The 23,173-nt window shown below is 71.4% G+C and carries 25 protein-coding genes; 3 read left to right on the top strand and 22 right to left on the bottom strand.

Going from position 1 to position 23,173, the window contains the following annotated elements; translation table 11 throughout:
* Positions 1-106: 106 nt before the first annotated feature.
* Genes BLR02_RS03805 through yajC form a run of 3 tightly spaced genes read right to left on the bottom strand, consistent with a single transcriptional unit; the run spans position 107 to position 1,505 of the window.
* Positions 107-703: a cysteine hydrolase family protein gene (locus BLR02_RS03805; protein WP_090566702.1), complete on the bottom strand. Its 597-nt coding sequence runs from the start codon at positions 701-703 to the stop codon at positions 107-109.
* 35 nt (positions 704-738) lie between these two features.
* Complete coding sequence (locus BLR02_RS03800) at positions 739-1,164, bottom strand: hypothetical protein (protein ID WP_090660602.1); 426 nt, start codon at positions 1,162-1,164, stop codon at positions 739-741.
* Entirely contained in the window at positions 1,161-1,505 is a 345-nt protein-coding gene (gene yajC / locus BLR02_RS03795; RefSeq protein WP_090660598.1) for a preprotein translocase subunit YajC, read from the bottom strand. Before yajC ends, BLR02_RS03800 begins: the two co-directional genes overlap by 4 nt.
* Positions 1,506-1,604: 99 nt before the next feature.
* On the opposite strand from yajC, the gene BLR02_RS03790 reads away from it, so the two are divergent.
* On the top strand, positions 1,605-2,450 hold the full coding sequence (locus BLR02_RS03790; protein WP_090566713.1) for an ATP-binding protein: 846 nt from the start codon (positions 1,605-1,607) through the stop codon (positions 2,448-2,450).
* 70 nt (positions 2,451-2,520) lie between these two features.
* Here the strand turns inward: BLR02_RS03790 and serS are convergent, their stop codons facing one another.
* The 11 genes from serS to BLR02_RS03735 all read right to left on the bottom strand — a co-directional run bounded on the left by serS (position 2,521) and on the right by BLR02_RS03735 (position 13,131).
* Positions 2,521-3,777, bottom strand: coding sequence for a serine--tRNA ligase (gene serS, locus BLR02_RS03785; RefSeq protein WP_090566716.1), 1,257 nt, complete (start codon positions 3,775-3,777; stop codon positions 2,521-2,523).
* A 3-nt stretch (positions 3,778-3,780) separates the two neighbouring features.
* Positions 3,781-4,572 carry a twin-arginine translocase subunit TatC gene (gene tatC / locus BLR02_RS03780; RefSeq protein WP_245704598.1) on the bottom strand — a complete coding sequence of 264 codons (792 nt, stop codon included), beginning with the start codon at positions 4,570-4,572 and terminating at the stop codon, positions 3,781-3,783.
* Positions 4,573-4,584: 12 nt separating this feature from the next.
* Positions 4,585-5,121, bottom strand: a complete 537-nt coding sequence (gene tatB / locus BLR02_RS03775; RefSeq protein WP_090566719.1) for a Sec-independent protein translocase protein TatB — start codon at positions 5,119-5,121, stop codon at positions 4,585-4,587.
* 66 nt (positions 5,122-5,187) lie between these two features.
* The gene (locus BLR02_RS03770) at positions 5,188-6,228 is read right to left on the bottom strand and encodes an ABC transporter ATP-binding protein (RefSeq protein WP_090660594.1); all 1,041 of its coding nucleotides are present in this window, start codon (positions 6,226-6,228) and stop codon (positions 5,188-5,190) included.
* Positions 6,225-6,812: an SMC-Scp complex subunit ScpB gene (gene scpB, locus BLR02_RS03765; RefSeq protein ID WP_090660591.1), complete on the bottom strand. Its 588-nt coding sequence runs from the start codon at positions 6,810-6,812 to the stop codon at positions 6,225-6,227. Before scpB ends, BLR02_RS03770 begins: the two co-directional genes overlap by 4 nt.
* Positions 6,796-7,560 (bottom strand): segregation and condensation protein A, encoded by a 765-nt coding sequence (locus tag BLR02_RS03760; protein ID WP_090566728.1) that lies wholly within the window; start codon positions 7,558-7,560, stop codon positions 6,796-6,798. The genes scpB and BLR02_RS03760 overlap by 17 nt, the downstream gene beginning before the upstream one ends.
* Positions 7,560-8,276: a site-2 protease family protein gene (locus BLR02_RS03755; RefSeq protein ID WP_245704597.1), complete on the bottom strand. Its 717-nt coding sequence runs from the start codon at positions 8,274-8,276 to the stop codon at positions 7,560-7,562. The genes BLR02_RS03760 and BLR02_RS03755 overlap by 1 nt, the downstream gene beginning before the upstream one ends.
* Positions 8,273-9,274, bottom strand: coding sequence for a beta-N-acetylhexosaminidase (gene nagZ / locus BLR02_RS03750; RefSeq protein ID WP_245704596.1), 1,002 nt, complete (start codon positions 9,272-9,274; stop codon positions 8,273-8,275). Before nagZ ends, BLR02_RS03755 begins: the two co-directional genes overlap by 4 nt.
* Before the next feature lie 4 nt (positions 9,275-9,278).
* Positions 9,279-10,109, bottom strand: a complete 831-nt coding sequence (locus BLR02_RS03745; RefSeq protein WP_090660588.1) for an SPOR domain-containing protein — start codon at positions 10,107-10,109, stop codon at positions 9,279-9,281.
* The gene (gene argS, locus BLR02_RS03740; RefSeq protein WP_090660584.1) at positions 10,106-11,872 is read right to left on the bottom strand and encodes an arginine--tRNA ligase; all 1,767 of its coding nucleotides are present in this window, start codon (positions 11,870-11,872) and stop codon (positions 10,106-10,108) included. Before argS ends, BLR02_RS03745 begins: the two co-directional genes overlap by 4 nt.
* Before the next feature lie 62 nt (positions 11,873-11,934).
* Positions 11,935-13,131 carry a deoxyguanosinetriphosphate triphosphohydrolase gene (locus tag BLR02_RS03735; RefSeq protein ID WP_090566741.1) on the bottom strand — a complete coding sequence of 399 codons (1,197 nt, stop codon included), beginning with the start codon at positions 13,129-13,131 and terminating at the stop codon, positions 11,935-11,937.
* A gap of 117 nt (positions 13,132-13,248) precedes the next feature.
* Here BLR02_RS03735 and erpA point away from each other — a divergent pair, with 117 nt between their 5' ends.
* Together erpA and xth are read left to right on the top strand one after the other, a co-directional pair.
* On the top strand, positions 13,249-13,599 hold the full coding sequence (gene erpA / locus BLR02_RS03730) for an iron-sulfur cluster insertion protein ErpA (RefSeq protein WP_090566747.1): 351 nt from the start codon (positions 13,249-13,251) through the stop codon (positions 13,597-13,599).
* Between the two features lie 44 nt (positions 13,600-13,643).
* The gene (xth, locus tag BLR02_RS03725) at positions 13,644-14,414 is read left to right on the top strand and encodes an exodeoxyribonuclease III (RefSeq protein ID WP_090566750.1); all 771 of its coding nucleotides are present in this window, start codon (positions 13,644-13,646) and stop codon (positions 14,412-14,414) included.
* A 14-nt stretch (positions 14,415-14,428) separates the two neighbouring features.
* On the opposite strand, the gene BLR02_RS03720 is transcribed toward xth, so the two are convergent.
* From BLR02_RS03720 to BLR02_RS03690, 8 genes are all read right to left on the bottom strand, one after another.
* Entirely contained in the window at positions 14,429-14,725 is a 297-nt protein-coding gene (locus tag BLR02_RS03720) for a YXWGXW repeat-containing protein (RefSeq protein WP_090660581.1), read from the bottom strand.
* A 9-nt stretch (positions 14,726-14,734) separates the two neighbouring features.
* Positions 14,735-14,905, bottom strand: a complete 171-nt coding sequence (locus tag BLR02_RS29280; protein WP_176849360.1) for a hypothetical protein — start codon at positions 14,903-14,905, stop codon at positions 14,735-14,737.
* 108 nt (positions 14,906-15,013) lie between these two features.
* Positions 15,014-16,732 carry a dihydroxy-acid dehydratase gene (gene ilvD, locus BLR02_RS03715; protein WP_090660578.1) on the bottom strand — a complete coding sequence of 573 codons (1,719 nt, stop codon included), beginning with the start codon at positions 16,730-16,732 and terminating at the stop codon, positions 15,014-15,016.
* A gap of 94 nt (positions 16,733-16,826) precedes the next feature.
* Positions 16,827-17,594: a DUF2243 domain-containing protein gene (locus BLR02_RS30810; protein WP_090660575.1), complete on the bottom strand. Its 768-nt coding sequence runs from the start codon at positions 17,592-17,594 to the stop codon at positions 16,827-16,829.
* A 73-nt stretch (positions 17,595-17,667) separates the two neighbouring features.
* Positions 17,668-18,192: a hypothetical protein gene (locus BLR02_RS03705; protein WP_218127853.1), complete on the bottom strand. Its 525-nt coding sequence runs from the start codon at positions 18,190-18,192 to the stop codon at positions 17,668-17,670.
* Between the two features lie 219 nt (positions 18,193-18,411).
* Positions 18,412-21,096 carry a valine--tRNA ligase gene (locus BLR02_RS03700; RefSeq protein ID WP_090660569.1) on the bottom strand — a complete coding sequence of 895 codons (2,685 nt, stop codon included), beginning with the start codon at positions 21,094-21,096 and terminating at the stop codon, positions 18,412-18,414.
* A 59-nt stretch (positions 21,097-21,155) separates the two neighbouring features.
* A complete protein-coding gene (locus BLR02_RS30805) occupies positions 21,156-21,722 on the bottom strand; it encodes a DUF2497 domain-containing protein (RefSeq protein ID WP_281201025.1) in 567 nt (188 codons plus the stop codon).
* Positions 21,722-23,155, bottom strand: coding sequence for a TolC family outer membrane protein (locus BLR02_RS03690; protein ID WP_090660567.1), 1,434 nt, complete (start codon positions 23,153-23,155; stop codon positions 21,722-21,724). Before BLR02_RS03690 ends, BLR02_RS30805 begins: the two co-directional genes overlap by 1 nt.
* Between the last annotated feature and the right edge of the window lie 18 nt (positions 23,156-23,173).

Here is a 23,173-nt window from a genome sequence, read left to right as displayed (position 1 = left end):
CTCTCCAGGACAACGCTGCGCGTTGCCGCGGGAGCCCCGGTCGAAGGGGGCTCCTGCCTAGAAGGGCACCCTTCCGCGGCTGGGCCGCGGAAGGGTCTCCCCCGGTTCAGCTCAGGGCCGAGACCGGCACCACCACGGCGAAGCGGTCGGCCAGTTCGGCGAGCGCGATGCGGTGGATTTCGGCGCCGCTGAGGGCGGGGCCGCCCATCGGATCCGGCAAGGGCCGGGTCGCCGCGGCATCGGCCGCGATCGTCACCCGGTAGCCGAGATCAAGCGCCGCGCGGGCGGTGCTGCTGATGCACATATGCGTCTGGAAGCCGGCGAGGATCAGCTCCTTCCGGCCGATGCTGGCGATCGCCTCACCCAGGCTGGTGCCGGCGAAGGCATTGGGCAGCGGCTTCTCGATCACCGGCTCGCCCGCGCGCGGGGCGGCTGCGGCAAGGATGGCGCCGCCTTCCGAATTGCGGTCGAAGAGGCTGCCGGGGCGGCCCTTATGGGCGATATGGATGATGGCGGTGCCCGCAGCGCGGGCTGCCTCCAGCAGCGCCGTCAGGCGCTCCAGGGCGGGCTCGATGCCCTCCAGCGGCAGCTTGCCGGTGCGGTACTCGCCCTGGGCGTCGACGACGACAAGGGTCGCATCGGCGAGTCGTGGCGGGGCAAGCGGGGCGCCCGCCATCTGCAGCAGGGTCTTCGGTTCGGTCATGGGCATCTCTCCTCCGGCGATTGAGGGGAGCCTGCCTAATCGACGAAGCCTGGTCCACCGGCGATGCCCGGCGCGAAGCGGGCGAAAGGCTCGGCCAGCGGCTCGGGCCAGCGGGCGAAGCGGCCGGGGGCGAGGTAGACGGCCTCGCCCTCGTCCAGCAGCAGCAGGAAGAGCTGCTCGGCCTGCCAGTCGAAGGCGAGGAAGAGGCCATGCTCGCCCTGGCGCCCCCAGCCGACCAGCCAGCGTTCGGCGACCAGGGCCACCGCCGGGCCGGGCATGCGCAGCCCCTCATAGACCGCGCGCTGGCGACCGCGGGCGGCGCTGCGGAGCGGCAGGGACACGGCAGGCTCGGCAGCCAGTGCCACGAGGCTGCCGCCGATGGCGCGCCGGGCCTCGGGCTCGGCGGCCCATGCGGCGGCCGGGGCAAGCAGCAGCGCCGCAAGCCCCCGGCGGGCGATCAACCCTTGGCGGCCGGGGTGTCGGCGGCGCCGATCGGCTTCAGCACGTCGCCGATCGTCTGGCGCAACACGCTGACGCGGACATTCGGGGCGATCTCCACCTCGACCTCGTCCACGCCTTCCTTCACGGTCACGACCTTGGCGATGATGCCGCCGGCCGTCAGTACACGGTCGCCGCGCTTGAGCGAGGCGAGCAGGGCACGGTGCTCGCGCTGCTTCTTCTGCTGCGGGCGGATCAGCAGGAAGTAGAAGACGCCGAAGATGAGCAGCAGCGGCGCAAGCTGCGTGATGAGCCCGACGGCGCCGCCGGCGGCGTCCTGGGCATAGGCGGGGGAGATGAGCATCCCGGGCGATTTCCTTGGTTGGGCCGGCTTGCCGTGAGCGGCGGCCGCAAACTAGCTTTCGCCCCCCGCCCGTCAAGTCCGCCCGAATTGGAAAGCATTATGGACACCGCCCTGCTGACCCGCATCGCCGAGGCGCTGGAGCGCCTCGCGCCGCCGCCACCGCCGCCACCGAGCCTGGAGGGCGCCGATGCCTTCGTCTGGCACCCGGAGCCCACCGCGCGGCTTTCCCCGGTGCCGAAGGTGGCCCGCGTCGAGATCATGCTGCTGCAGGGGATCGAGCGGCAGAAGGGCATCCTGCTCGAGAACACGTTGCGCTTCGCCCGCGGCTTCCCGGCCAACAACGTCATGCTCTGGGGCGCGCGGGGCATGGGCAAGTCCTCCCTGGTGAAGGCGGCGCATGCCGCGGCGCTGGCGGAGCGGCCGGGCAGCCTGGCGCTGATCGAGATCCAGCGCGAGGACATCCGCACCCTGCCCGCACTGCTGAACATCCTGCGCGCGCAGCCGCGGCGCTGCCTCGTCTTCTGCGACGACCTCTCCTTCGAGCGCGAGGATGCCGACTACAAGGCGCTGAAGAGCGTGCTGGATGGCGGCATCGAGGGGCGGCCGGCCAATGTGCTGTTCTACGCCACCAGCAACCGCCGCCACCTGATGTCGCGCGACATGATCGAGAACGAGCGCAGCACCGCCATCAACCCGGGCGAGGCGGTGGAGGAAAAGGTCTCGCTGAGCGACCGCTTCGGCCTCTGGCTCGGCTTCCATAATTGCGACCAGCCGACCTATTTCGCCATGGTCGAGGGCTATGCGCGGGCACTGGGCCTTGAGGTCGGCGAGGAGGAGCTGCGGCGCCAGGCGAATGAGTGGTCGGTGACGCGCGGCGGGCGGTCCGGGCGTGTCGCCTGGCAGTTCATCCAGGATCTGGCGGGGCGGATGGGCGTCGCCGCCTGAAGGTTGAGGAGGGCTCTGCCCTCCTCAAGCTCCTCCCGCCAAGGGCCGAAGGGCCCTTGGAACCCTCGAGTCAGGCGATGCGGTCCGTTCCACCCATCCAGGGGCGGAGGACTTCGGGCACAATGATGCTACCGTCGGACTGCTGGTGGGTTTCCATAACCGCGATGAGGGCACGGCCGACGGCGACGCCGCTGCCGTTCAGCGTGTGCAGGAAGACGTTGCCCTTGCCTTCCGTGGGCTTCATCCGGGCATTCATCCGCCGGGCCTGGAAGTCGCGGCAGTTGGAGCAGGAGGAGATCTCCCGCCATGCCCCCTGCCCTGGCAGCCAAACCTCGAGATCATAGGTCTTCGCCGCGCCGAAGCCAGTATCGCCGGCGCAGAGCACGATGCGGCGCCAGGTGAGGCCGAGCTCGGTCAGCACCCGCTCGGCGCAACGCGTCATCCGCTCATGCTCCGCCGCGCTGTCCTCGGGGCGGGTGACGGAGACCATCTCGACCTTGTGGAACTGGTGCTGGCGGAGCATGCCGCGCGTATCCCGACCCGCACTGCCGGCCTCGGAGCGGAAGCTCGGTGAGAGGGCGGTGAAGCGGAAGGGCAGCGAGGCTTCGGGCACGATCTCCTCGCGGACCAGGTTGGTCAGCGGCACCTCGGCGGTCGGGATGAGGTAGCGGCCATCGGTCGTCTTGAAGAGGTCTTCCTCGAATTTCGGCAGCTGGCCGGTGCCGTACATGCTGGCGGCGTTAACGAGATAGGGCACCGCCGTCTCGGTGTAGCCGTGCTCCGTCGCGTGGAGGGTCAGCATCCACTGGCCGAGGGCGCGCTCCAGCCGGGCGAGGGCACCGCGGAGGACGGTGAAGCGGGCCCCGGCGAGCTTGGTGGCGGCGGCGAAATCCATCAGGCCGAGCGCCTCGCCCAGCTCGAAATGCTGCTTCGGCGTGAAATTTGGCCGTGGCGGCTCGCCCTGCTGGTGCAGGACAACGTTGTCCGACTCGTCACGGCCGTCGGGGACGTCCGCGTCGAGGATGTTGGGGAGAGTGGCGAGCCGGTCGTCGATCTCGAAGCGCCGGGTCTCGAAGGCTTCGAGGAATTGGCGGAGCTCACGGGCCTCGTCCTCGAGCGCCGCCGTGTCCTCGCCCTTGCGCTTCCGCATGCCGATCTGCTTCGCCAGCTCGTTGCGGCGGGTCAGCGCCTCCTGCTGGCGCGTCACCTCCTCGCGCCGGGCGGCGTCGAGGGCCAGCAATTCGGCGCTCAGCGGGGCGAGGCCGCGGCGGGCCATGGCGGCGTCGAACCCGGCCGGGTCGGCGCGAAGGGCGCGGATGTCATGCATGGTTCAGGTCTTCGTCCCGCCGTCCTTCTTCCGCCCCATCCAGGTCGCGGCGATGATCGAGATCTCGTAAAGGGCAATCATCGGCACGGCGAGGCCGATCTGGCTGATGACGTCGGGCGGCGTGATCACGGCGGCGAACACGAACATGCCGACGATGGCGTAGCGCCGGCCCTTCTTCAGCGACTCCACGCTCAGGATGCCGACGCGGCAGAGCAGCGTCAGCAGCACCGGCAGCTGGAAGGCGATGCCGAAGGCGAGAATCATCTGCATGACCAGCGAGAGATATTCGCTGACCTTGGCCTCGAGCTGGATCGGCAGCGCGCCCTCGCCCGGTGGCGTCTCGAAGGTGATGAAGAAGTGCCAGGCGAGCGGGAAGATGAAGTAATAGGCCAGTGCCGCGCCCAGGACGAAGAGGAAGGGCGAGGCGACCAGGAAGGGCGTTATCGCCCGCTTCTCGCTGCGGTAGAGGCCGGGCGCGACGAAGAGCCAGAGCTGCGTCGCCCACATCGGGAAGCTGAAGAAGACCGCGCCGAAGAAGGCGACCTTCAGATAGGTGAAGAAGGCCTCGTAGAGGGCGGTGAAGATCATCCGCCGCTCGCCATGGCCCTGCGATTGCAGGATGTCGGCCAGCGGCCGCGCCAGGAAGCCGTAGATCTGCGCGGAGAAGTAATAGCAGACGGCGAAGGCGATGCCGAAGGCGCCGACCGACCAGAGGAGCCGCGTGCGCAGCTCCATCAGGTGGTCAAGCAGCGGCATCGGCTTGTCGTCGATGGGGTCGTCCTGGTCGCGCGGCACGGGTCTGGGTGCTCAGCTCTGCTGGGTCGGTTGGGGCGGGGTCGCGGGCGGCTCGGCCGGCGGCACGAAGGCGGGCGGCGGTGCGGCGGCGGCTGCCGGAGACGCCACCGGGGCGGGCGGCACGGCGCTCGGCGGGATGAAAGCCGGGGCGGCAGGCGGGCGCGGGGCCTCGGCGGCGGCTTCGCCCGCCGGGGCCGGTGGGCCGAAGCTCTCGGCGGCCGGGGTGGTGGAAGCCGAGGGTGACGTGTAGCCCGGCTTCAGCGGGTCGTCGGTGAAGGTCTTCCGGATCGACCCGTCCTTGTCCACCGCCTTGGTGAACTCGTCACGGACGTTGAAATTGCGGATCTCGTTGATCGACTGCCGCACCTCGTCGAGATTCGCCTCGCGCACCAGCTCGTCGGCCTGGCCCTGGAACTCGCTGGCCATGCGGCGCAGCTTGGCGATGCCGCGGGCGACGCCGCGGATGGCTTCGGGCAGGTCCTTCGGGCCGATGACGACGAGCGCCACCACGCCGATCAGGGCAATCTCGGACCAGGCTAGATCGAACATCGTGTCTCCGGCCGCACCTCGTCGCGCGCGCCGCCTCCGTTAGCAGGATAGCCCGCCCACGCCAATCTAGGGAGGAGGCGCGGGAAATACGAAGGCGCGTTCGGGATCCAACGAGACCTTCACCTGCTCTCCACGCCGGAGCCGGAGCCCGGGGGGCAGCCGCGCATGGAGATGGACCACCCCGCCCGCCCCGTCCGGCAGCGCCAGATGGACGAGGCTGGTGGCGCCGAGCAGCCGGCAGGCTTGGACCTCGGCGCCCAGCCCCTCGGCCGTGCCGAGGCGGAGGCCCTCGGGGCGGAGCAGCACCTCGGCCGGCCCATCGGGCAAGGAACAGGGCAAGGGCCCGAGCGGCGTCTCGACCCGGCCGCCTGCAACCCGCGCCGGCAGCCGGTTCACCTCGCCGAGGAAGGTGGCGACGAAGGGGCTGGAGGGGCGGAGATAGAGCTCCTCCGGGGTGCCGAGCTGGACCACCCTGCCCTCCCGCATCAGCGCGATTCGGTCGGCGAGGAACATGGCCTCCTCGGCATCATGGGTGACGATGAGGGCGGGGATGCCGGCGGTCTGCAGGACATGCAGCGTGTCATCCCGCACCTGCTCGCGCAGCCGGGCATCGAGGCTGGCGAAGGCCTCATCCAGCAGCAGCACCTGTGGCCGCGGTGCCAGCGCCCGGGCGAGCGCCACGCGCTGCTGCTGGCCGCCCGAGAGCATATGGGGATAGGCATTGGCCAGCGCCTCCAGCCCGACCCGGGCCAGCGCCTCGGCCACCAGCCAGGTCCGTTCGCCGCGCGGGACGCGGCGCAGGCCGAAGGCGACATTCTCGGCGACCGTCAGATGCGGGAAGAGCGCGTAGTCCTGGAAGACGAAGCCGACATGCCGGGCCTCGGGCGGCAGTTCCCGCCCCGGCTCGCCGACGAGGGCGTCGCCGAGCTCGATCCGGCCGGCCTGCAGGGGCTCCAGCCCCGCGACGAGGCGGAGCAGCGTGGTCTTGCCATCGCCCGATGGGCCGAGCAGGCACAGGATCTCGCCCGCCGCCACCTCCAGGTCGACGCCGCGCAGCACTGGCTTCGCCCCATAGGCGTGGTGGATGCCCGAAAGGCGAAGGCTCATGCCGAGAGCTGGGGCGCCGGCTCGCTGACCAATTCCTCGCGCCGCGGCAGGTCGGTCAGCGCCTTGAGGCCGAATTGCTCGAGGAAGCGGGGGGTGGTGCCCCAGAGGCTCGGGCGGCCGGGGACCTCCTTGCGGCCTCTCGGGGCGATCAGGCCGCTCTCCAGCAACGCCTCCAGCGTGGTCTGGGACAGCGAGGCGCCGCGGATCTCCTCGATCTCGGCGCGGGTGACGGGCTGGTGGTAGGCGATGATGGCCAGCGTCTCCATTGCCACGCGCGGCAGGCGGCGGGGCACCTCAACCACCTTGGTGATCGCCGGCGCCAGGTCGGCGGCGGTGCGGAAAGCGAAGCCGCCGGCGACCTCCACCAGCTCCACCGGCCGGCCGGCGGTGGTGGCGAGGAGCGAGGTGATGACGGCCCGCGCATCGACGTCGGGCGGCAGCGCCTGCTGCAGCCGGGCAGGCTGGATCGGCCGGTCGCTGGCGAAGATCAGCGCCTCGGCGATGCGGAGGGCATGGGCGAAGAGGGCCGGGTCGGCCTCCGGAAGCGCATCCGGGGCGGGTTGGGGATCAGGCGGCTCGGACATCGGGGATCGCTTCGCTGGGTGCGGCGCGGCGGAGCAGGATGGGGCCGAAGGCCCTCTCCTGCTGAAGCTCGATGGCGCCGCCGCGGGCGGTCTCGAGGGCGGCGATGAGGGTGCTGGCGAGCGCGGCGCGGCGCTCGACCGGGTCGGTCAGGCCATCGGGGAGGAAGCGGTGCAGCACGGCCCAGTCCGGCAGGGCGCCGATCAGCCGGCCGAGCCGGGCCAGCGCATCCTGCACCGTCCAGAGCTTGCGGTGCTTCGGCGTATAGGGGCGGCGGGCGAGCGCGCGGCGGCGGGCGGCGGCATAGGCCTGCAGCAGGGCCGGGAGATCGGCATGGATGCCGCTGCGGTCCTCGACACGCAGCTGCTCGGCGGCGCCGCGGGCAAAGACCTCGCGGCCCAGCTGGTCGCGGCCGGCGAGCCAGGCGGCGGCGAGGCGCATGCGCTCCAGCTCGGCCAGCCGGTCGGTGAGCGCCGCGGCCAGGGCCTCGGCGTCCACCTCCTCCTCCGGGTCGGGCGGCACCAGCAGGCGGGATTTCAGCCAGGCGAGCCAGGCGGCCATCACCAGCCAGTCGGCGGCGAGTTCGAGGCGGACGCGGCGGGCCTGTTCCAGCACCGCCAGGAATTGGTCGACGAGGGCGATGATGGAGATCTTCTCGAGATCGACTTTCTGCGCCCGGGCAAGGTCGAGCAGCAGGTCGAGCGGGCCTTCGAAGCCATCGAGGCGGAGATGCAGGACCGGCTGGGTCATCACCCTCCCCCTCCGTTGCCGGTGAGCAGGAGCACCAGGTCGAAGGCGCCGGCCACCACATGGCGCAGCGCCCAGCCCACCGGGTCGTAGCCCTCGGCGAGCCGCGGCAGCAGGAAGACACCGAACAGGACGATGAGGATGCCCCAGCGCTCCAGCCGCATATAGGGCACCGCCAGCGCCTGCGGCAGCAGGCCGGTGACGATGCGCCCGCCATCCAGCGGGGGGATCGGCAGCAGGTTGAACAGGCCGAGGACGAGGTTGGCGAGGATCGAGAGCTGGACGAAGCGGAGCCCGGCGAGGATCGCCTCCCGCGGCAGGCTGCCTTCGAGGGCGACCAGCGGATGGACCAGCAGGCCGGCGATCAGGGCGAGGCCGAAATTCATCAGCGGGCCGGCGGCGGCGACCAGCATCATCCCCTGGCGCGGGTGGCGCAGCGCCCAGATGTTCACCGGCACCGGCTTCGCCCAGCCGAACATGAACTCCACCCGTCCGAGCGTCGCCAGCTGGCCGAGCAGGAGGATGCCGGGCAGCAGCACCGTGCCGACCGGGTCCACATGGCGGATGGGGTTCAGGCTGAGCCTGCCCGCGAGCTTGGCCGTGGGGTCGCCGAGGGCCAGGGCGGCATAGCCATGCGCCGCCTCATGCAGGGTGATCGCCAGCACGGAGGCGAGCACCGCCGCCGCGAGCTCGGGCCACCAGCCGAGCAGATCGGTCACGCGGCGGCCGTGAGCTGGGCATCCCGGAGGGCGAGCAGGCTGGCGGCGTCGAGCGGGGCGCGGGCGGCCAGCACCCGGGCACGGGTCTCGGCCAGCCGCGCCTCGGCCGAATCGGTGATCAGCGGGCAGGCCTCGAGCAGCGCCGCCCCCTCCGCCAGCACGCCGTTGCAATGCAGGACGAGGTCGCAACCGGCCTCGATCGCCTGCTGCGCCAATGCGCCGGGTTCGCCGTGCAGGGCCTTCATGCAGAGGTCGTCGCTGACCAGGATCCCGGGGAAGCCGATGGCGCGGCGGATGACCTCCCCGATGACGAGGGGCGAGAGGGTCGCCGGGCGCTCCGGGTCCAGCGCGTCATAGACGATATGCGCGGTCATGGCCCAGCCGGCGAGATCGGCGAGCGCGGCGAAGGGGCCGCAATCCTCGACCAGCATCTCGCGCGGGGCGGTGACGCGGGGCAGCTCATAATGGCTGTCGACCAGGGCGCGGCCATGGCCGGGGACGTGCTTCACCACCGGGATGCAGCCGGCCTGCTGCAGGCCCTCGGCCCAAGCGAGGCCGAGGCGCGCCACCTCCTCCGGGTCGTCGCTGAAGGCGCGGTCGCCGATGATGCCATGGGCGCCGGGCATCCGCAGGTCGAGCACCGGGGCGCAGACCACGTCGAAGCCGGCCTCGCGGCAGATCAGCCCGTGCAGGGCGGCATTGGCGCGGGCGGCCTCCTCCGGCGCGCCCTCGAAGCGGGCGGCGGGCGGGAAGTCCGGCCAGTGCGGGGCACGGAGGCGGGCGACGCGGCCGCCTTCCTGGTCGACCAGGACAGGCGCGGCCTCGCCCAGCTCCTCGCGGATGCTGGCGGTCAGCGCGCGCAGCTGGCCGGGGTCGGCAATGTTGCGGGCGAAGAGGATGATGCCGAGGGGCGGCGTGGCGCGCAGCAGCGCGGCCTCCTCCCCGGTCAGGCTGTGGCCAGAGAGGCCGATGATGGCGGCGCGGGCACGCAACGTCACTCTGTCAGCCCCCGATCGGTGTGCAGGGGGCGGCCTTGGCCTGGACCGCGGCGCAGAGCGTCCGGGCGGCGGCGGCACTGGACAGCCCGCCGGCGCGGAGCCGGTAGAGCGGCGGCTTCCCCTCCCGCTCGAAGCGGGTGATGACGGGCTGTAAGGCGGCGAGCTCTGGGATGCGCTGCTGCAGGCGCTCCCATTCGCCACGCGCCGATTCCTCGGAGCTGAGAGCCGCGAGCTGGACCATGGCGCGGCCATTGGCGACGGGGCTGACGGCGTTATGGGCCGGGGCCGCGACGGGCGTCGGGGTGACCGGGCGAGGCGCGGCCGGTACCGGCACCGGGGCAGCCGCCTGCACGGCCGGGGCAGGTGCGGCGGAGCGCGGCGGGGCTGCAGGCGGCGCAGCAACCGGGGGCGCGAGGGCGACCGGCGCGGGAGACGGCACGGCCACCGGCGGTGGGGCTGGCTCGGGCGCCACAGGGGCCGGCGGGGCGGCCTGCTGGCGCAGCAGGTCGAGCGCGGGGCTCTCCGGGCCACGGTCGAGCCGGGCCATGGCGGTGCTGCTGCGCTCGGCGGCGCGGCGGACGGAGGGCGGCTCCAGCACCAGCTGGTCCTGGTTCGGCACGACGAGGCCGCCGGGCGCCTCGGGCCGGATCTTCACCGGCCGCGCATCGGGCTCGATGGTCGGAACCGCGCGGGGCCCCATGCGGGAAACCCCCCAGGTGATGGCGCCGCCAATGGCGACAGTACCGAGCAAGCCGCCGGCGACCGCCAGCATGCGCCAATTCGGGCCCGGCTGAACCGGCCGGGCGCGCCAGGATGGAACCGTGATATCGCTCACCGCATCTCCTCGACGGGCGTGACCCCCATCACATGGAGGCCAGAGCGGATGACCGTCGCCGTGGCGGCAACCAGCGCGAGCCTCGCCCGCGTCGCCTCCGGCTCATCCCCCCGGATGAAGCGGAGGGTCGTGTCCTCTCGTCCCCTGTTCCACAATACATGAAAATCGCCGGCCAAGTCATGGAGAAAGAAGGCGATACGGTGCGGCTCGCGGGCCAGCGCCGCGGCTTCTACCGTGCGCGGCCAGGCGCAGAGGCGGCGGATGAGGGCAAGCTCCGCTGGGTCGGTCAGCGAATCGAGCGGGGCATCGGCGAGGTCCGCCGGGTCCTCGGCGCTGCGCAGCACGCTGCGGCAGCGGGCATGGGCATACTGCACATAGAAGACCGGATTCTCGCGTGACTGCTCGACAACCTTGTCGAGGTCGAACTCCATCTGCGCATCCGCCTTACGCGTCAGCATGGTGAAGCGAACGGCGTCACGGCCGACTTCCTCGATGAGGTCGGCGAGAGTCACATAGGTGCCGGCGCGCTTGCTCATCCGCACCGGTTCGCCGCCCTTCATCACCTTGACGATCTGGGCGAGCACCACGTCGAGCGGCACCGGCTGCCCGGCCGAGAGTGCGGCGACGGCGGCCTGCATGCGCTTGACGTAGCCGCCATGATCAGCGCCCCAGACATGGACCAGCTCGTCGAAGCCGCGGGCAAGCTTGTCGGCATGGTTGCCGATGTCGTTCGCGAAATAGGTGTTGCTGCCGTCCGACTTGCGCAGCGGCCGGTCCACGTCGTCGCCGAATCGCGTCGAGGCGAAGAGGGTCTGAGGGCGCGGCTCCCAGTCGTCGGGGACCTTGCCCTTGGGTGGCTCGAGCACGCCCTCATAGACCAACCCGCGCTCCGCAAGGGTGGCGATGGCACGGTCGGCGACGCCGGCGCGGACCAGCTCCGCCTCGCTAACGAAGACGTCGTGGCGGACGCCGAGGGCGGCGAGGTCCTGGCGGATCTCGGCCATCATCGCATCGACGGCGAAGGGGCGGACGGTGTCGAGCCAGAGGGCCGGGTCGGCGGGAAGCGCGCCGGGGGCGAGCGCGTCGCCGTAACGGGCCTTCAGCGCCTCGCCGACGGGGATGAGGTACTCGCCGCGGTATTGCAGGCCGCCTGGGGTATTGGCGGCGTATTCCTCCTCGGTCAGCACGGTGCCGAGGGCCTGGAGGTAGCGCCAGTAGGTGGCCCAGGCGAGGGCCTGCACCTGCGCCCCGGCATCGTTGATGTAGTACTCCTTGGTGACCTCCCAGCCGGCCTTGGCGAGGAGGTTGGCCAGCGCATCGCCCACCACCGCGCCGCGGCAATGGCCGACATGCATCGGGCCGGTGGGGTTGGCGGAGACATATTCGACATCGACGCGCCGGCGGGCGCCGATGGCGCTGTCGCCATAACCCTCCCCCGCCTCGAGGATCATGGGCAGCTGGGCGCGGAGGAAGCCCTCGCGCAGGCGGAGGTTGACGAAGCCCGGCCCTGCCGGGGCGGCGGATTCGACCTCGGGCAGGGCGGCCAGGCGCTCGGCCAGGGCAGCGGCGAGCTTCGGCGGCGGCTGGCGGGCGGGTTTCGCCACGACGAGGGCGGCATTCGTCGCCATGTCGCCATGGGCGGGGTCGCGTGGCGGCTCCATCTGCACCTTGGCGAAGGCCTCGGCGGGCAACTCCGGCAGGAGGTCCTGCAGGGCGGCGACGGTGCGGGCGCGGAGTTCCGCGAAGATGTCGGTGCTGGTCATGCTGCGCTGCGTTTAGCCCGCGATGGCCCGGAGTGGAAACACTCAGGGCGTGAATCGCAGGCTCAACCCGGTATGTTGGGGTCCGTCAGCCGCCGATGTTCCTCCAGCGCGTAACGGTCGGTCATGCCGGCGATATAGTCGCAGACCACGCGGGCGCAGGTCGGGCTGCCCGCCTCCCCCGCCCGCTCCCGCCAGTCATCCGGCAGCATCTGCGGGCCGCCATGCAGAAGCTGGAAGAGCAGCTGGCTGACCCGCTTGGATTTCTGCATCACCCGGTTCACCCGCCAGTGGCGGTACATGCGGGTGAAGAGGAATTCGCGGATCACCTGGTTGGCCTCCGCCATGGGGCGGGAGAAGGCGATGACCGGCTCGCTGGCGGCGCGGATATCGTCGGCGTTGCGCGGGTCGAGGGCGGCGATGCGGCGCCCGGCCTCGTCCACCACGTCCTGGATCATGGCGTTGATGACGCGGCGGACCGTCTCCGTCACCAGCCGGTCCCGGGCGATGCCGGGATGGGTGGCGAGCACCTCGCGGTAGGCATCGCCCACCAGGGGCAGGTCGGCGACGTCCTCCAGCGTGAGGATGCGGGCGCGGACGCCATCGTCGAGGTCGTGGTTGTTGTAGGCGATGTCGTCGGCCAGCGCCGCCACCTGGGCCTCGGCCGAGGCATGGGTGGCGAGGTCGAGCGGGTGCTGGCGGTCATATTCCGCAATGAAGGCCGAGGGGCGGCGGAGCGGCCCATTATGCTTGGCGAGGCCCTCCAGCGTCTCCCAGGAGAGGTTCAGCCCGTTGAAGGCGGCGTAGCGGCCCTCGAGCTGGGTGACGACCTTGAGCGACTGGGCATTGTGGTCGAAGCCGCCATAGGGGCGCATCTGGCTGTCCAGTGCCTCCTCCCCGGCATGGCCGAAGGGCGGGTGGCCGAGGTCATGCGCGAGGGCCAGCGCCTCGGCCAGGTCCTCGTCGAGGCGGAGGCGGCGCGCCAGGCTGCGGGCGATCTGGGCGACCTCGATGCTATGGGTCAGCCGGGTGCGGAAATAGTCGCCTTCATGGAAAATAAAGACCTGCGTCTTGTATTGCAGGCGGCGGAAGGCGCCGGTGTGGATGATGCGGTCCCGGTCGCGCTGCCAGGGGGAACGGGCATCGGCCGGTTCGGGATGCAGCCGTCCGCGGGACTGGCGGGGATCGACGGCCCAGGGGGCACGGGCTTCAAGGGCGCGGGCATCGGGGGCGCGGGCATCGGCGCGCGGTTCGAGCGACATGCGCCTGCCTAGCATGTCCCGGGTGAAGGTTGGAAATGCACCCTGCCCGCCCCTATCTTCCCGGTAACCGTTTTGGGTGGCAGGCCGGGCCCGGCCTGCCGCCAGGAGAGTTCGACAATGCCCGATGGTGCAGACCTGCCCCGTTTCCGCGTGACCCCGAGTGCCGCCGCCCAGGTGGCCGAGATCGTCCGGCGAGAGGGGCGGCCCGAGTCCGGCCTCCGCGTCTCGGTGAGTGCCGGGGGGTGCAGCGGTTTCCAGTACGGCTTCGCGCTCGATGACAAGGCGGGCGAGGATGACCTCGTGGTGGAGGCCGGCGGCGTCCGCGTCTTCGTCGATGCCGTGTCGCTCGACCTGCTGGCGGGCTCGGAGCTTGATTGGAATGATTCGCTGATCGGCGCCCATTTCGTGGTGCGCAACCCGCAGGCAGTCTCGGGCTGCGGCTGCGGCGTGAGTTTCGCGCTGGGCTGAGCCGGCCCCCTTACCAAGCGGCGCGCGGCGGGCGATGGTGGGGCATGCTCCGCCTCGCCAGCTTCAACGTGAACTCGATCCGCCGCCGGGCGCCGCACGTGCGGCGCTTCCTCGATCGGCATCAGCCCGACCTGCTCTTCTTGCAGGAGCTGAAATGCCGGACCGAGGAATTCCCCATGGGCGAGTTCGAGGGCAGCGGCTACCGCATCCAGGCGATCGGCCAACCAGGGGGGCGCAATGGCGTCGCCGTGCTGGGCCGGATCGATTTCGAGGTGACGGGCGATGCCCTGCCGGGCGAGGCGGAGGATGACCATGCCCGCTTCGTCTCCATCCGGGCAGCGGAACTGGAGGCGGCCGGGATCTACCTGCCGAACGGCAATTCCGGCGGCGAGGCCGGCTTTCTCTACAAATTGCGCTGGATGGAGCGGCTGCGCGACTGGGTTGCGGCGCGGCTCGATGCCTTCGTGCCGGTGGCGGTGCTGGGCGACTTCAATGTCTGTCCGACACCGGCCGACCTGGCGCCGGGCGGCCTGCCGCCGACCGATGCGTTGGTGCGGCCGGAAAGCCGGGCGCGATTCCGGGCGCTGACCCATCTCGGCATGACGGATGCGTTGCGGGCGCTGCACCCCCAGGACGCGCCCTTCACCTACTGGGATTACGGCCCGGCCTTCAACATGAACCGCGGGCTGCGGATCGACCACGCGCTGCTGAGCCCGGAGCTCGCGGAGCGGCTGACTGGCTGCGGCGTGGATACGCTGGCCCGGTCCGAGGACCAGCCGAGCGACCATGCCCCGGTCTGGTGCGACCTGCGATAGGGGCTGCCGCCCCTTTAGCGCCAGCCGCCCGGCACCCAGACCCGGCCGCGCGGCCGGTCATCCCAATGACCATGGCGCCACCCGCCGCGACGGGCGCGGACCCATTGGCCGGGCACCCAGACATAATCGCGGCGCGTCCAGACCCAGTGACCCGGCTGCCAGACCAGGCGTGGCCCGGGCGGGCGGCCGGGAGGAGGCTCCAGCCGCAGGGGCGGCGGCGGGCGGAAAGGCTGGGCGGAGGCGGTGCCGGCATGCGCGACCGGTGCGGCGAGGCCGGCCAGCAGCCCCGCGATGCGGCGTCGGTTGAGCAAGGGGAGACCCTACCAGCGGCGCCAGCCATAGCCGCCATAATAGGGGCGGGAATAAACAACCGGCGGTGGCGGCGGCGGCGCGTAATAGGCCCGGCCGTAATAGGGCCGGGCCGGCGCGATGACGCAGCCGGAGAGCAGGGTGAGCGCCGGCAGCAGGAGCAGCGGCAGAAGGCGTTTCATGGCGATCACTCCTCATGGCGGACGCGGATTCAAACGCTGCGTCTGTGACGAAAGCGGGGCATGGCGGATGAAACGCCCGCCATGCCTGCGCCAACACCCTCTCGTGCCTTATTGGTCCGCGTAGCAATGGGTTTCGGCGGCACCGCCCGGATGGGTGACGGCGCCGAGATGGGCCGGGCCGACGAGCTGGGCGTATTTCCACAGGGCGCCGGCATTGTAGTCCGTGCGGCGGGGCTGCCATTCGCTGCGGCGGCGGGCGAGTTCCGCCTCCTCCACCAGCATGTCGATGCTGCCGCGCTCCGCATCTATGACGATGCGGTCGCCGTTGCGCAGCAGGGCGATGGGACCGCCGACCGCCGCCTCCGGCCCGACATGGCCGATGCAGAAGCCGCGGGTCGCGCCGCTGAAGCGGCCATCGGTGATCAGCGCCACGCTTTCGCCCATGCCCTGGCCGTAGATCGCGGCGGTGGTGGAGAGCATCTCGCGCATGCCGGGGCCGCCCTTCGGGCCCTCGTAGCGGATGACGATGACGTCGCCCGGCTTGTAGGCGCGCTGCTCGACGGCCTGGAACGCCTCCTCCTCGCTGTCGAAGCAGAGGGCGGTGCCCTCGAAGCGCAGCGTCTTCATGCCCGCGACCTTCACGATCGCGCCGTCCGGGGCGAGATTGCCCTTCAGCCCGACGACGCCGCCGGTCGGTGAGAGGGCCTTGCTCACGGGGTAGATGACGTCCTGGTTCTCGGGAAAGATGACGTCCTTGTGGTTCTCGGCGAGGGTCTTGCCGGTGACGGTCATGCAGTCGCCATGCAGCAGGCCGGCCTCGAGCAGCGCCTTGATGATGACGGGGATGCCGCCGACCTTGTGGACGTCGTAGGCGACATATTTCCCGCCCGGCTTCAGGTCGGCGATGTAGGGCGTGCGGCGCATGATGGCGACGACATCGTCCATGGTGAAGGCGATGCCCGCCTCATGCGCGATGGCGGGCAGATGCAGACCGGCATTGGTGCTGCCGCCCGTGGCGCCGACGATGACGGCTGCGTTCTCCAGCGACTTCAGCGTGACGATGTCGCGCGGGCGGAGGTTGCGGCGCACCAGCTCCATCACGGCGCGGCCCGACTCGGCCGCCCAGCGGTCACGCTCCTCGAAGGGCGCGGGGGTGCCGGCGGAGCCGGGCAGCGCGAGGCCGATCGCCTCGGAGACCGTCGCCATGGTGTTGGCGGTGAACTGCCCGCCGCAGGCGCCGGCGCTCGGGCAGGCGACGCATTCGAGCTCGTGCAGTTCCTCCTCCGAGAGGTTGCCGGCGGCGTGCTGGCCGACTGCCTCGAAGACATCGACCACGGTGACGTCGCGGCCCTTGTAGGTGCCCGGCAGGATCGAGCCGCCATACATGAAGACGGAGGGGATGTTCAGGCGGAGCATCGCCATCATCATCCCGGGCAGCGACTTGTCGCAGCCGGCGAGGCCCACCAGCGCGTCGTAGCAATGGCCGCGCACCGTCAGCTCCACCGTGTCGGCGATGGCGTCGCGCGAGGCGAGCGAGGACTTCATCCCCTGGTGGCCCATGGCGATGCCGTCGGTGACGGTGATGGTGGTGAACTCGCGGGGCGTGCCGCCGCCAGCCTTCACCCCCTGCTTGACGCTCTGCGCCTGGCGGTGGAGGTCGATGTTGCAGGGCGCCGCCTCGTTCCAGCAGGTGGCGACGCCGACGAAGGGCTGGGCGATCTCGGCCTCGGTGAGGCCCATGGCGTAGTAGTAGCTGCGATGCGGGGCGCGCTCGGGGCCGACGGTGGTATGGCGGCTCGGGAGCTTCGACTTGTCCCATTCGGTCATGGCGTATCCTCCGGTTTCGCCCGAGAGGGTCGCAAAGTCTCGGGATAAGGCAAGCGGAGATGGCAGGAGCCGCGGCGCGGCCCCTGCCGCCCCGTCAGATCCGCGACCAGCCCAGGCAATTCGCCACCGGCAGGCCGGTGCCGACCAGCATCGCGCCGCGGCGGTAGAGCGCCCAGGCGCTGCCGGCCTCGCCGAGGTCGACCGCGACCAGTTCCCCCGAGGCATCGGCCCAGACGATGCGGCCATCGGCGGCGGCGACGGCGTCGACCGCACCTGCGAGGCCGATCCCCGGCCGGAACAGGACCAGGGCCGTGGTGGCATCCGTGGGCGGCAGCGCCGCCACCGGCGCCGCGCCGATCACGGCCAGCGCCAGCATCGCCGCCACCCGGAGGCCACCCCGGCCGGGCGGCCCCGCATCGCCCCGCCGCAGCAGCCATGCCCCCGCCAGCAGCGGCGGCAGGCCGGTGACGGCGAGCCAGCCGATATCCCAGGCGAGCGGGTTCGGCACATCCACCCGGATGCGGTGGATGCCGACGATCCAGTGGAAGCCGACCACATCGACCAGCTGCCAGATGCCGAAGCCGAGCAGCGCCCAGCCGAGCAGCCGCATCCCCGGCGTCTCGCCGAGCCCCGACCGGGCCCGCCAGAGCAGGAAAAGGCCGAGTAGCGCGATGGCGTAGACGGCGACGTGGAACAGCCCGTCCCAGAGTATCTGCACACGGATGTCGCGCAGCGCCTCCCCGCCGACGAGGCTGAGGAAGTGATGCCATTGCAGCACCTGGTGCAGCAGGATGCCGTCGAAGAATCCGCCGAGGGCGAAGCCAAGGACGCCGAGAGCGAGTGGCAGGCGTTGAGCCGGCATGCGGTGTCTCCCCTGATGGGGGGCGAACGCCGCAGCACGGCCTGCGATCACGGCGTCCCGGCGGAACGACTGCTCAGCCGGCCCGCCGCAGGGCGGCCGACCGTGCCGCATGGTCGGCGCGCCGCCAGCCCGCAGGCTCGTCCCGGCCCGTCCCCGGCGAGGCCCGCCCCGTCACCAGCCGGTCGGCGACCGCGCCGGCGACGAAGGCGTAGACACCCTTGTGCAGCAGATCGACCACCTGTTCGTCGCGCGGCCAGGTCCAGGGCGGCGCACCGATGCCGGTGGCGTTCTCCAGGCTCTGGTCGTTCAACAGGCGCAGGTTGAGGAAGAGGAAAGAGCCGAAGGGCCCGCCGACGCCGCCCCGCGCCATCACCGCGCGGACCACGCCGAGCAGGATACCCTGCCCCCAATGCATCGCCCAGTTGAGGCCCTGCCGCTCGCGGTCCGGGCGCGCGGGACGGCCGAGCAGCCGTTCCAGCGTATGCGCGGGCACGAAGGAGTTCGGGCGCCCGGTCACCGCCTGCTCCAGCTTCTCCCCGAGTGTCATGGCGGCGACGCCGGCCGCCCCCGCCAGCAGCCCGGCGGCGAGCAGCGGCATCGCACCTCCGCGATCGTGGTCCATCCTTGCCATGCGACTGGTCCCCTTCCCGGACGGGCGAACTGCCCCTCCCTGCCGCCTAACGCCTGCGGAGCGGCCTCGGCTCACCGCCGCGGTGGCCGATATGCCGCGACCCGGCTGCTGGCAGCTCGGGTATCGTGAGGGGACATCGCCAGCGGCGACCGCCTCCGCAATCCGGAGGACTTCGAGATCAGGCCGCTAGTCGGTGATGCGGGCCATCGCCGCATCCAGGCGCGCCATCTCGGCCCGGAAATTGGCCAGGCGCTCGCGGTTCTCCTCGACCACCTCCTCCTTGGCGCGGGCGACGAAATCGGCATTGGCGAGCTTCGCCTCCACCTTCCTCGCCTCGGCCTCGGCCTTGGCGCGGTCCTTGGCGAGGCGGGCGCGTTCGGCGGCGAGATCGATGACGCCGGCCAGCGGCAGGATCAGCGTTGCCTCGCCGAGCACGGCCTGGGCGACGCCCTTCGGCACATCGCCCTCGAGCGGCGCGATCTCCGTCACGCGGCCGAGGCGGCGCACCGCCTCGATCCAGCGGCCGGCGCGGGCGAGGCTGTCCGGCGCCGCGTCCTTCACCAGCAGCGGCGTGGTGACGGAGGGGGCGATGTTGACCTCGGCGCGGAGGGCGCGGAGCTCGGAGATAAGGCGGACGATCCAGTCCAGCTCCTCCCGCGCCGCGGCGGCCTCCGCCACCGGCACCGCCTCGGGCCAGGGGGCACGGATCAGGCTGCAATCGGCCCCGTAGCCGAAGCGGTCCCACAATTCCTCGGTGACGAAGGGCATCACCGGATGCAGCAGGCGGAGGATGAGGCCGAGCACATATTGCGCGGTGCCCTTCACCTCCTCCTTCTCGGGCCCGTCCGGGCCGTTGAAGACGGGCTTGGCGAATTCCAGGAACCAGTCGCAGAACCCGCCCCAGACGAAGCGGTAGCTGGCAGCGGCATAGTCGTCGAAGCGGTAGGCCTCGAGCGCGGCGGTGGCCTCGGCGACGGCGGTGTTGGCGGCGTCGAGGATCCAGCGGGCGAGCGGCGTGCGCGCCGTGGCGGGATCCCAGCCCGGTTGCGGGGCGATGCCGTTCATCTCGCAGAAGCGGGCCGCGTTCCACAGCTTGGTGGCGAAGCTGCGGTAGTCCTCGACGCGCTTGCGGCCGAGCTTCACGTCGCGGCCGGGGCCGGTCAGCGCGCAGATGGTGAAGCGCAGCGCGTCGGCGCCATAGGCGTCGATCAGCTCCAGGGGATCCATGACGTTCCCCTTGGACTTCGACATCTTCTGGCCCTTCTCGTCGCGGACGAGGCCATGGATGTAGACATGGCGGAAGGGCACGTCGCCCATGAAGTGGATGCCCATCATCATCATCCGGGCGACCCAGAAGAAGATGATATCGAAGCCCGTCACCAGCACGTCGCCCGGATAGTAGCGGGCGAGCTCCGGCGTCCGCTCCGGCCAGCCAAGGGTGCTGAAAGGCCAGAGGGCGCTGCTGAACCAGGTGTCGAGCACGTCCGGGTCGCGCTCCAGCGGCACGTCCTCGCCGTATTTGGCGCGGGCGGCAGCGCGGGCCTCCGCCTCGGTCTTCTCGACGAAGACCGCGCCGTCCGGCGCGTACCAGGCGGGGATCTGATGGCCCCACCAGAGCTGGCGGGAGACGCACCAGGGCTGGATGTCGCGCATCCAGGCGAAGAATGTGTTCTCCCACTGCTTCGGCACGAACTGGGTGCGGCCGGACTCCACGGCCTCGATGGCGGGCTTGGCCAGGGTCGCGGCATCGGCGTACCACTGGATGGTCAGGCGCGGCTCGAGCGGCACGCCGCCGCGGTCGCCATGCGGGACCTGATGGGTATGGGGCTCGACCTGGACGAGGTCGCCGATCTCCTCCAGCCGGGCGACGATGGCCTTGCGGGCAGCGGTGCGGTCCATGCCCTGGAGGGTGTCGAGGAAGACCTGGTCGGCGCCGGTGCCGAACTCGGCGCGGATCTCGCCGAGATCGATGCGGGCCTCGGCATCCAGCACCGAAGGCATGGGCAGGCCGTGGCGGCGGCCGACCTCGAAATCGTTGAAGTCATGCGCCGGGGTGATCTTCACCGCGCCGGTGCCCTTCTCCGGGTCGGAATACTCGTCGGCGACGATCGGGATGCGGCGGCCGGTCAGCGGCAGCACCGCCATCCGGCCGACCAGCGCGGCGAAGCGGGCATCGCCTGGATGGACGGCAACGGCGGTGTCGCCGAGCATGGTCTCAGGCCGGGTGGTCGCCACCACGATCTCGCCGCCGCCCTCGACGGGGTAGCGGATATGCCAGAGGCTGCCCCTGACCTCGCGGCTCTCCACCTCGAGGTCGGAGATGGCGGTCTGCAGCTTCGGGTCCCAGTTCACCAGCCGGCGGTCGCGGTAGATCAGGCCCTGGCGGTGCAGGGTGACGAAGACCTCGCGCACCGCCTCGGACAGGCCCTCATCCATGGTGAAGCGCTCGCGCGGCCAGTCGAGGCTGGCCCCGAGCCGGCGGAGCTGGCGGGTGATGGTGCCGCCCGACTCCGCCTTCCATTGCCAGACGCGGTCGAGGAAGGCGGCGCGGCCCATGCCGCGGCGGTCCTGCTGCCCCTCGCTCGCCAGCAGGCGCTCGACCACCATCTGGGTGGCGATGCCGGCATGGTCGGTGCCGGGCTGCCAGAGTGCGTCCCTGCCCTGCATCCGGCGCCAGCGGACCAGCGTGTCCTGGATGGTGAAGGTGAGCGCATGGCCCATATGGAGGCTGCCGGTGACGTTCGGCGGCGGAATCATGATGGTGAAGGGCTCGGCGCTCGAGGCCGGGTCGCAGGCGAAGGCGCCCGATCGCTCCCAGCCTTCATAGAGGCGCGTTTCGAAGCCGCCCGGGCTCAGGGTCTTGTCCAGCATGGGCGCATCCGTCCCCTGCCGGACCGGCGCCGTCAAGTGGGATGGGCGCGGGGCTGGGCCTAGCCCAGCGCGCGGCCCACCAGGCGCTCGATCTCGGCGCGCACTAGGCGCTCGACGAGGCCGGGGAGGTGCTGGTCCAGCCAGTCCTTCAGCAGCGGGCGAAGTTCCTCCCGCACCACATCCTCGATGCTCGGGCCACCGCGCGTGACGGCGGCGCCCCGGTCCTGGGAGACCGCGCGGAGCAGGTTGCCGATCGCGGCGCTGGCGGCAGCGGCCACGGCGGGGGCGACCAGGGCCTCGGCGGAAAGTGGCTGAGGCTCGGCCGCGGCGGGGAGCGGGTCGGGCGCCGACGCCGGCGAGGGCCTGGCCTCCGCCATGGGGGCGGGCGGCGGTGGCTCGGGCGGGGCGGCGGCTATGGGGAGGGCGACCGGCGGCGTGGCCTCGGGCTCCTTCACCAGCATCTCCTCGGTGAGGGTCAGGGGTTCGGTGACCGGTGGCGGCGGGACGGAGGCCGCCGGCATGGCGGCCTCGTCCTCGTTCAGGATGCGGCGGATGGAGGCCAGGATGTCCTCCATGCTCGGATCGGCGGGGTGCGCCCCCGGCTGGACCGGCCGCTCCTCAGGCATCAGCGGCGTTCCGCCACGCCGGAATAGTCGCCGAGCCCGGCCCAGCGGTTGCGCACCTCGTTGTAGTAGGCGCGCATGTCGTAGGGATCGACCGCAAGGCCGAGATCGCCCGCCGTCAGGCGGCCGATCGTCGCCGCCAGCGCATAGGATTGCGAGACGACGGTGGAGAGCGCCTGCACCAGGCTGGTGCGGGCGTTGAGCAATTCCTGCTCGGCGTTCAGCACGTCGAGGGTCGTGCGGCTGCCGACGATCGCCTCGCGCTGCACGCCGTCGAGGGCGATCTCGGCGGCGCGGATTTGGGCGCGGACACTATCGACCTGGGCTTTCGAACTCTGCAACTGCTCCCAGGCCTGGGTCGCCTGCTGGACAACGGCGCGGCGCTGGTCATCGACGGTCTGCCGGGCCTGCTGCGCGCTCTGCCGGGCCTGGCGGACGGCGGAGTATTCCGCGCCGCCCTGGTAGAGCGGCACCGTCAGGTTCGCCGTGACCTGGGCGAAGGTCTGGCGGCTGTGGTTGAGCACCTGGTTGTCGTTCCGCCCCGCCTGGGTGCTGACGCTGAGCTGCGGCAGCAGGGCCGAGCTCTGGATGTTGACGTTGTCCCGTGCGCCGGCCTCATCGAACAGGGCTGCGACGACGTTCGGGTTGTTCGCGGCGGCGGCGAGGGCGGCTTCCTGGGCGTTGCGGAAGGGCACGCGCAGCGGCTGCGGCGCCAGCAACTGGCCGGGCGGCAGCCCGACCAAGCGCAGGAAGGTGGCGCGGGAGATCTGCAGGTCGCCCTCGGCCCGGGCACGCTGCGAGCGGGCGCCGGCGAGGCGGGATTCCGCCTGGGCGACGTCCGTCCGCGTGATCTCGCCGACGCGGAACCGCTCATTCGTGGCGCGCAGCTGCTCGGTCAGCACCTGCTCGTTGTTGATGTTGAGGCGCAGCAGCTCCTGGTCGCGGATGACGGCGACATAGGCGGTGACGGTGTCCTGCATCACCTGCTGCTCGGTCGCCAGCAGCCGGGCGCGCTGGGCGAGCACCTGGTTCTCCGCCCGGCGGGTGGAGGCCACGGTGCGGCCGCCCCGGAAGATCGGCTGGGTGACGACGACGGTGTTGGTGGCAATCGTCCGGTCGTTGCGGTTGGTGACACCGACTTGCCGCTGAGGATCGGTTGGATCGACACCTTGAGAAAGTGTGCGGATGCGGCCGTCGAGGTAGCCGAAGCTGTTGGTGATCGAGACGGTCGGCCGCCAGCCGGCCAGGGCCTGCGGCACGTTCTCGTCCACCGCGCGAAGCTGGGCGCGGGCGGCGAGCAGGGTCGGGTTGTTGGCATAGGCCTGGGCCAGCGCATCCGCCAGCGTCTGCGCCCGGGCCTGAGGCGCCTGCGCCACCAGCGCGATCGGCGCCAGCAGGGCGGCGGTCAGCACCGAAAAGGGGCGGGTCGAGTTCATCGTGGCCTGATCCTTGCG

The organism is Belnapia rosea (genome assembly GCF_900101615.1).
Taxonomy (GTDB): Bacteria; Pseudomonadota; Alphaproteobacteria; order Acetobacterales; family Acetobacteraceae; genus Belnapia; species Belnapia rosea.
Note: the sequence above shows the minus strand (reverse complement) of the source record. Positions and strands in the feature narration are given on the sequence as shown.

Coding starts and splice junctions, on each gene's coding strand:
- BLR02_RS03805 (WP_090566702.1), bottom strand. CDS start 703: ATGACCGAACCGAAGACCCTGCTGCAGATGGCGGGCGCCCCGCTTGCC.
- yajC (WP_090660598.1), bottom strand. CDS start 1,505: ATGCTCATCTCCCCCGCCTATGCCCAGGACGCCGCCGGCGGCGCCGTC.
- BLR02_RS03790 (WP_090566713.1), top strand. CDS start 1,605: ATGGACACCGCCCTGCTGACCCGCATCGCCGAGGCGCTGGAGCGCCTC.
- serS (WP_090566716.1), bottom strand. CDS start 3,777: ATGCATGACATCCGCGCCCTTCGCGCCGACCCGGCCGGGTTCGACGCC.
- tatB (WP_090566719.1), bottom strand. CDS start 5,121: ATGTTCGATCTAGCCTGGTCCGAGATTGCCCTGATCGGCGTGGTGGCG.
- BLR02_RS03770 (WP_090660594.1), bottom strand. CDS start 6,228: ATGAGCCTTCGCCTTTCGGGCATCCACCACGCCTATGGGGCGAAGCCA.
- scpB (WP_090660591.1), bottom strand. CDS start 6,812: ATGTCCGAGCCGCCTGATCCCCAACCCGCCCCGGATGCGCTTCCGGAG.
- BLR02_RS03760 (WP_090566728.1), bottom strand. CDS start 7,560: ATGACCCAGCCGGTCCTGCATCTCCGCCTCGATGGCTTCGAAGGCCCG.
- argS (WP_090660584.1), bottom strand. CDS start 11,872: ATGACCAGCACCGACATCTTCGCGGAACTCCGCGCCCGCACCGTCGCC.
- BLR02_RS03735 (WP_090566741.1), bottom strand. CDS start 13,131: ATGTCGCTCGAACCGCGCGCCGATGCCCGCGCCCCCGATGCCCGCGCC.
- erpA (WP_090566747.1), top strand. CDS start 13,249: ATGCCCGATGGTGCAGACCTGCCCCGTTTCCGCGTGACCCCGAGTGCC.
- xth (WP_090566750.1), top strand. CDS start 13,644: ATGCTCCGCCTCGCCAGCTTCAACGTGAACTCGATCCGCCGCCGGGCG.
- BLR02_RS29280 (WP_176849360.1), bottom strand. CDS start 14,905: ATGAAACGCCTTCTGCCGCTGCTCCTGCTGCCGGCGCTCACCCTGCTC.
- ilvD (WP_090660578.1), bottom strand. CDS start 16,732: ATGACCGAATGGGACAAGTCGAAGCTCCCGAGCCGCCATACCACCGTC.
- BLR02_RS30810 (WP_090660575.1), bottom strand. CDS start 17,594: ATGCCGGCTCAACGCCTGCCACTCGCTCTCGGCGTCCTTGGCTTCGCC.
- BLR02_RS03705 (WP_218127853.1), bottom strand. CDS start 18,192: ATGCCGCTGCTCGCCGCCGGGCTGCTGGCGGGGGCGGCCGGCGTCGCC.
- BLR02_RS03700 (WP_090660569.1), bottom strand. CDS start 21,096: ATGCTGGACAAGACCCTGAGCCCGGGCGGCTTCGAAACGCGCCTCTAT.
- BLR02_RS30805 (WP_281201025.1), bottom strand. CDS start 21,722: ATGCCTGAGGAGCGGCCGGTCCAGCCGGGGGCGCACCCCGCCGATCCG.
- BLR02_RS03690 (WP_090660567.1), bottom strand. CDS start 23,155: ATGAACTCGACCCGCCCCTTTTCGGTGCTGACCGCCGCCCTGCTGGCG.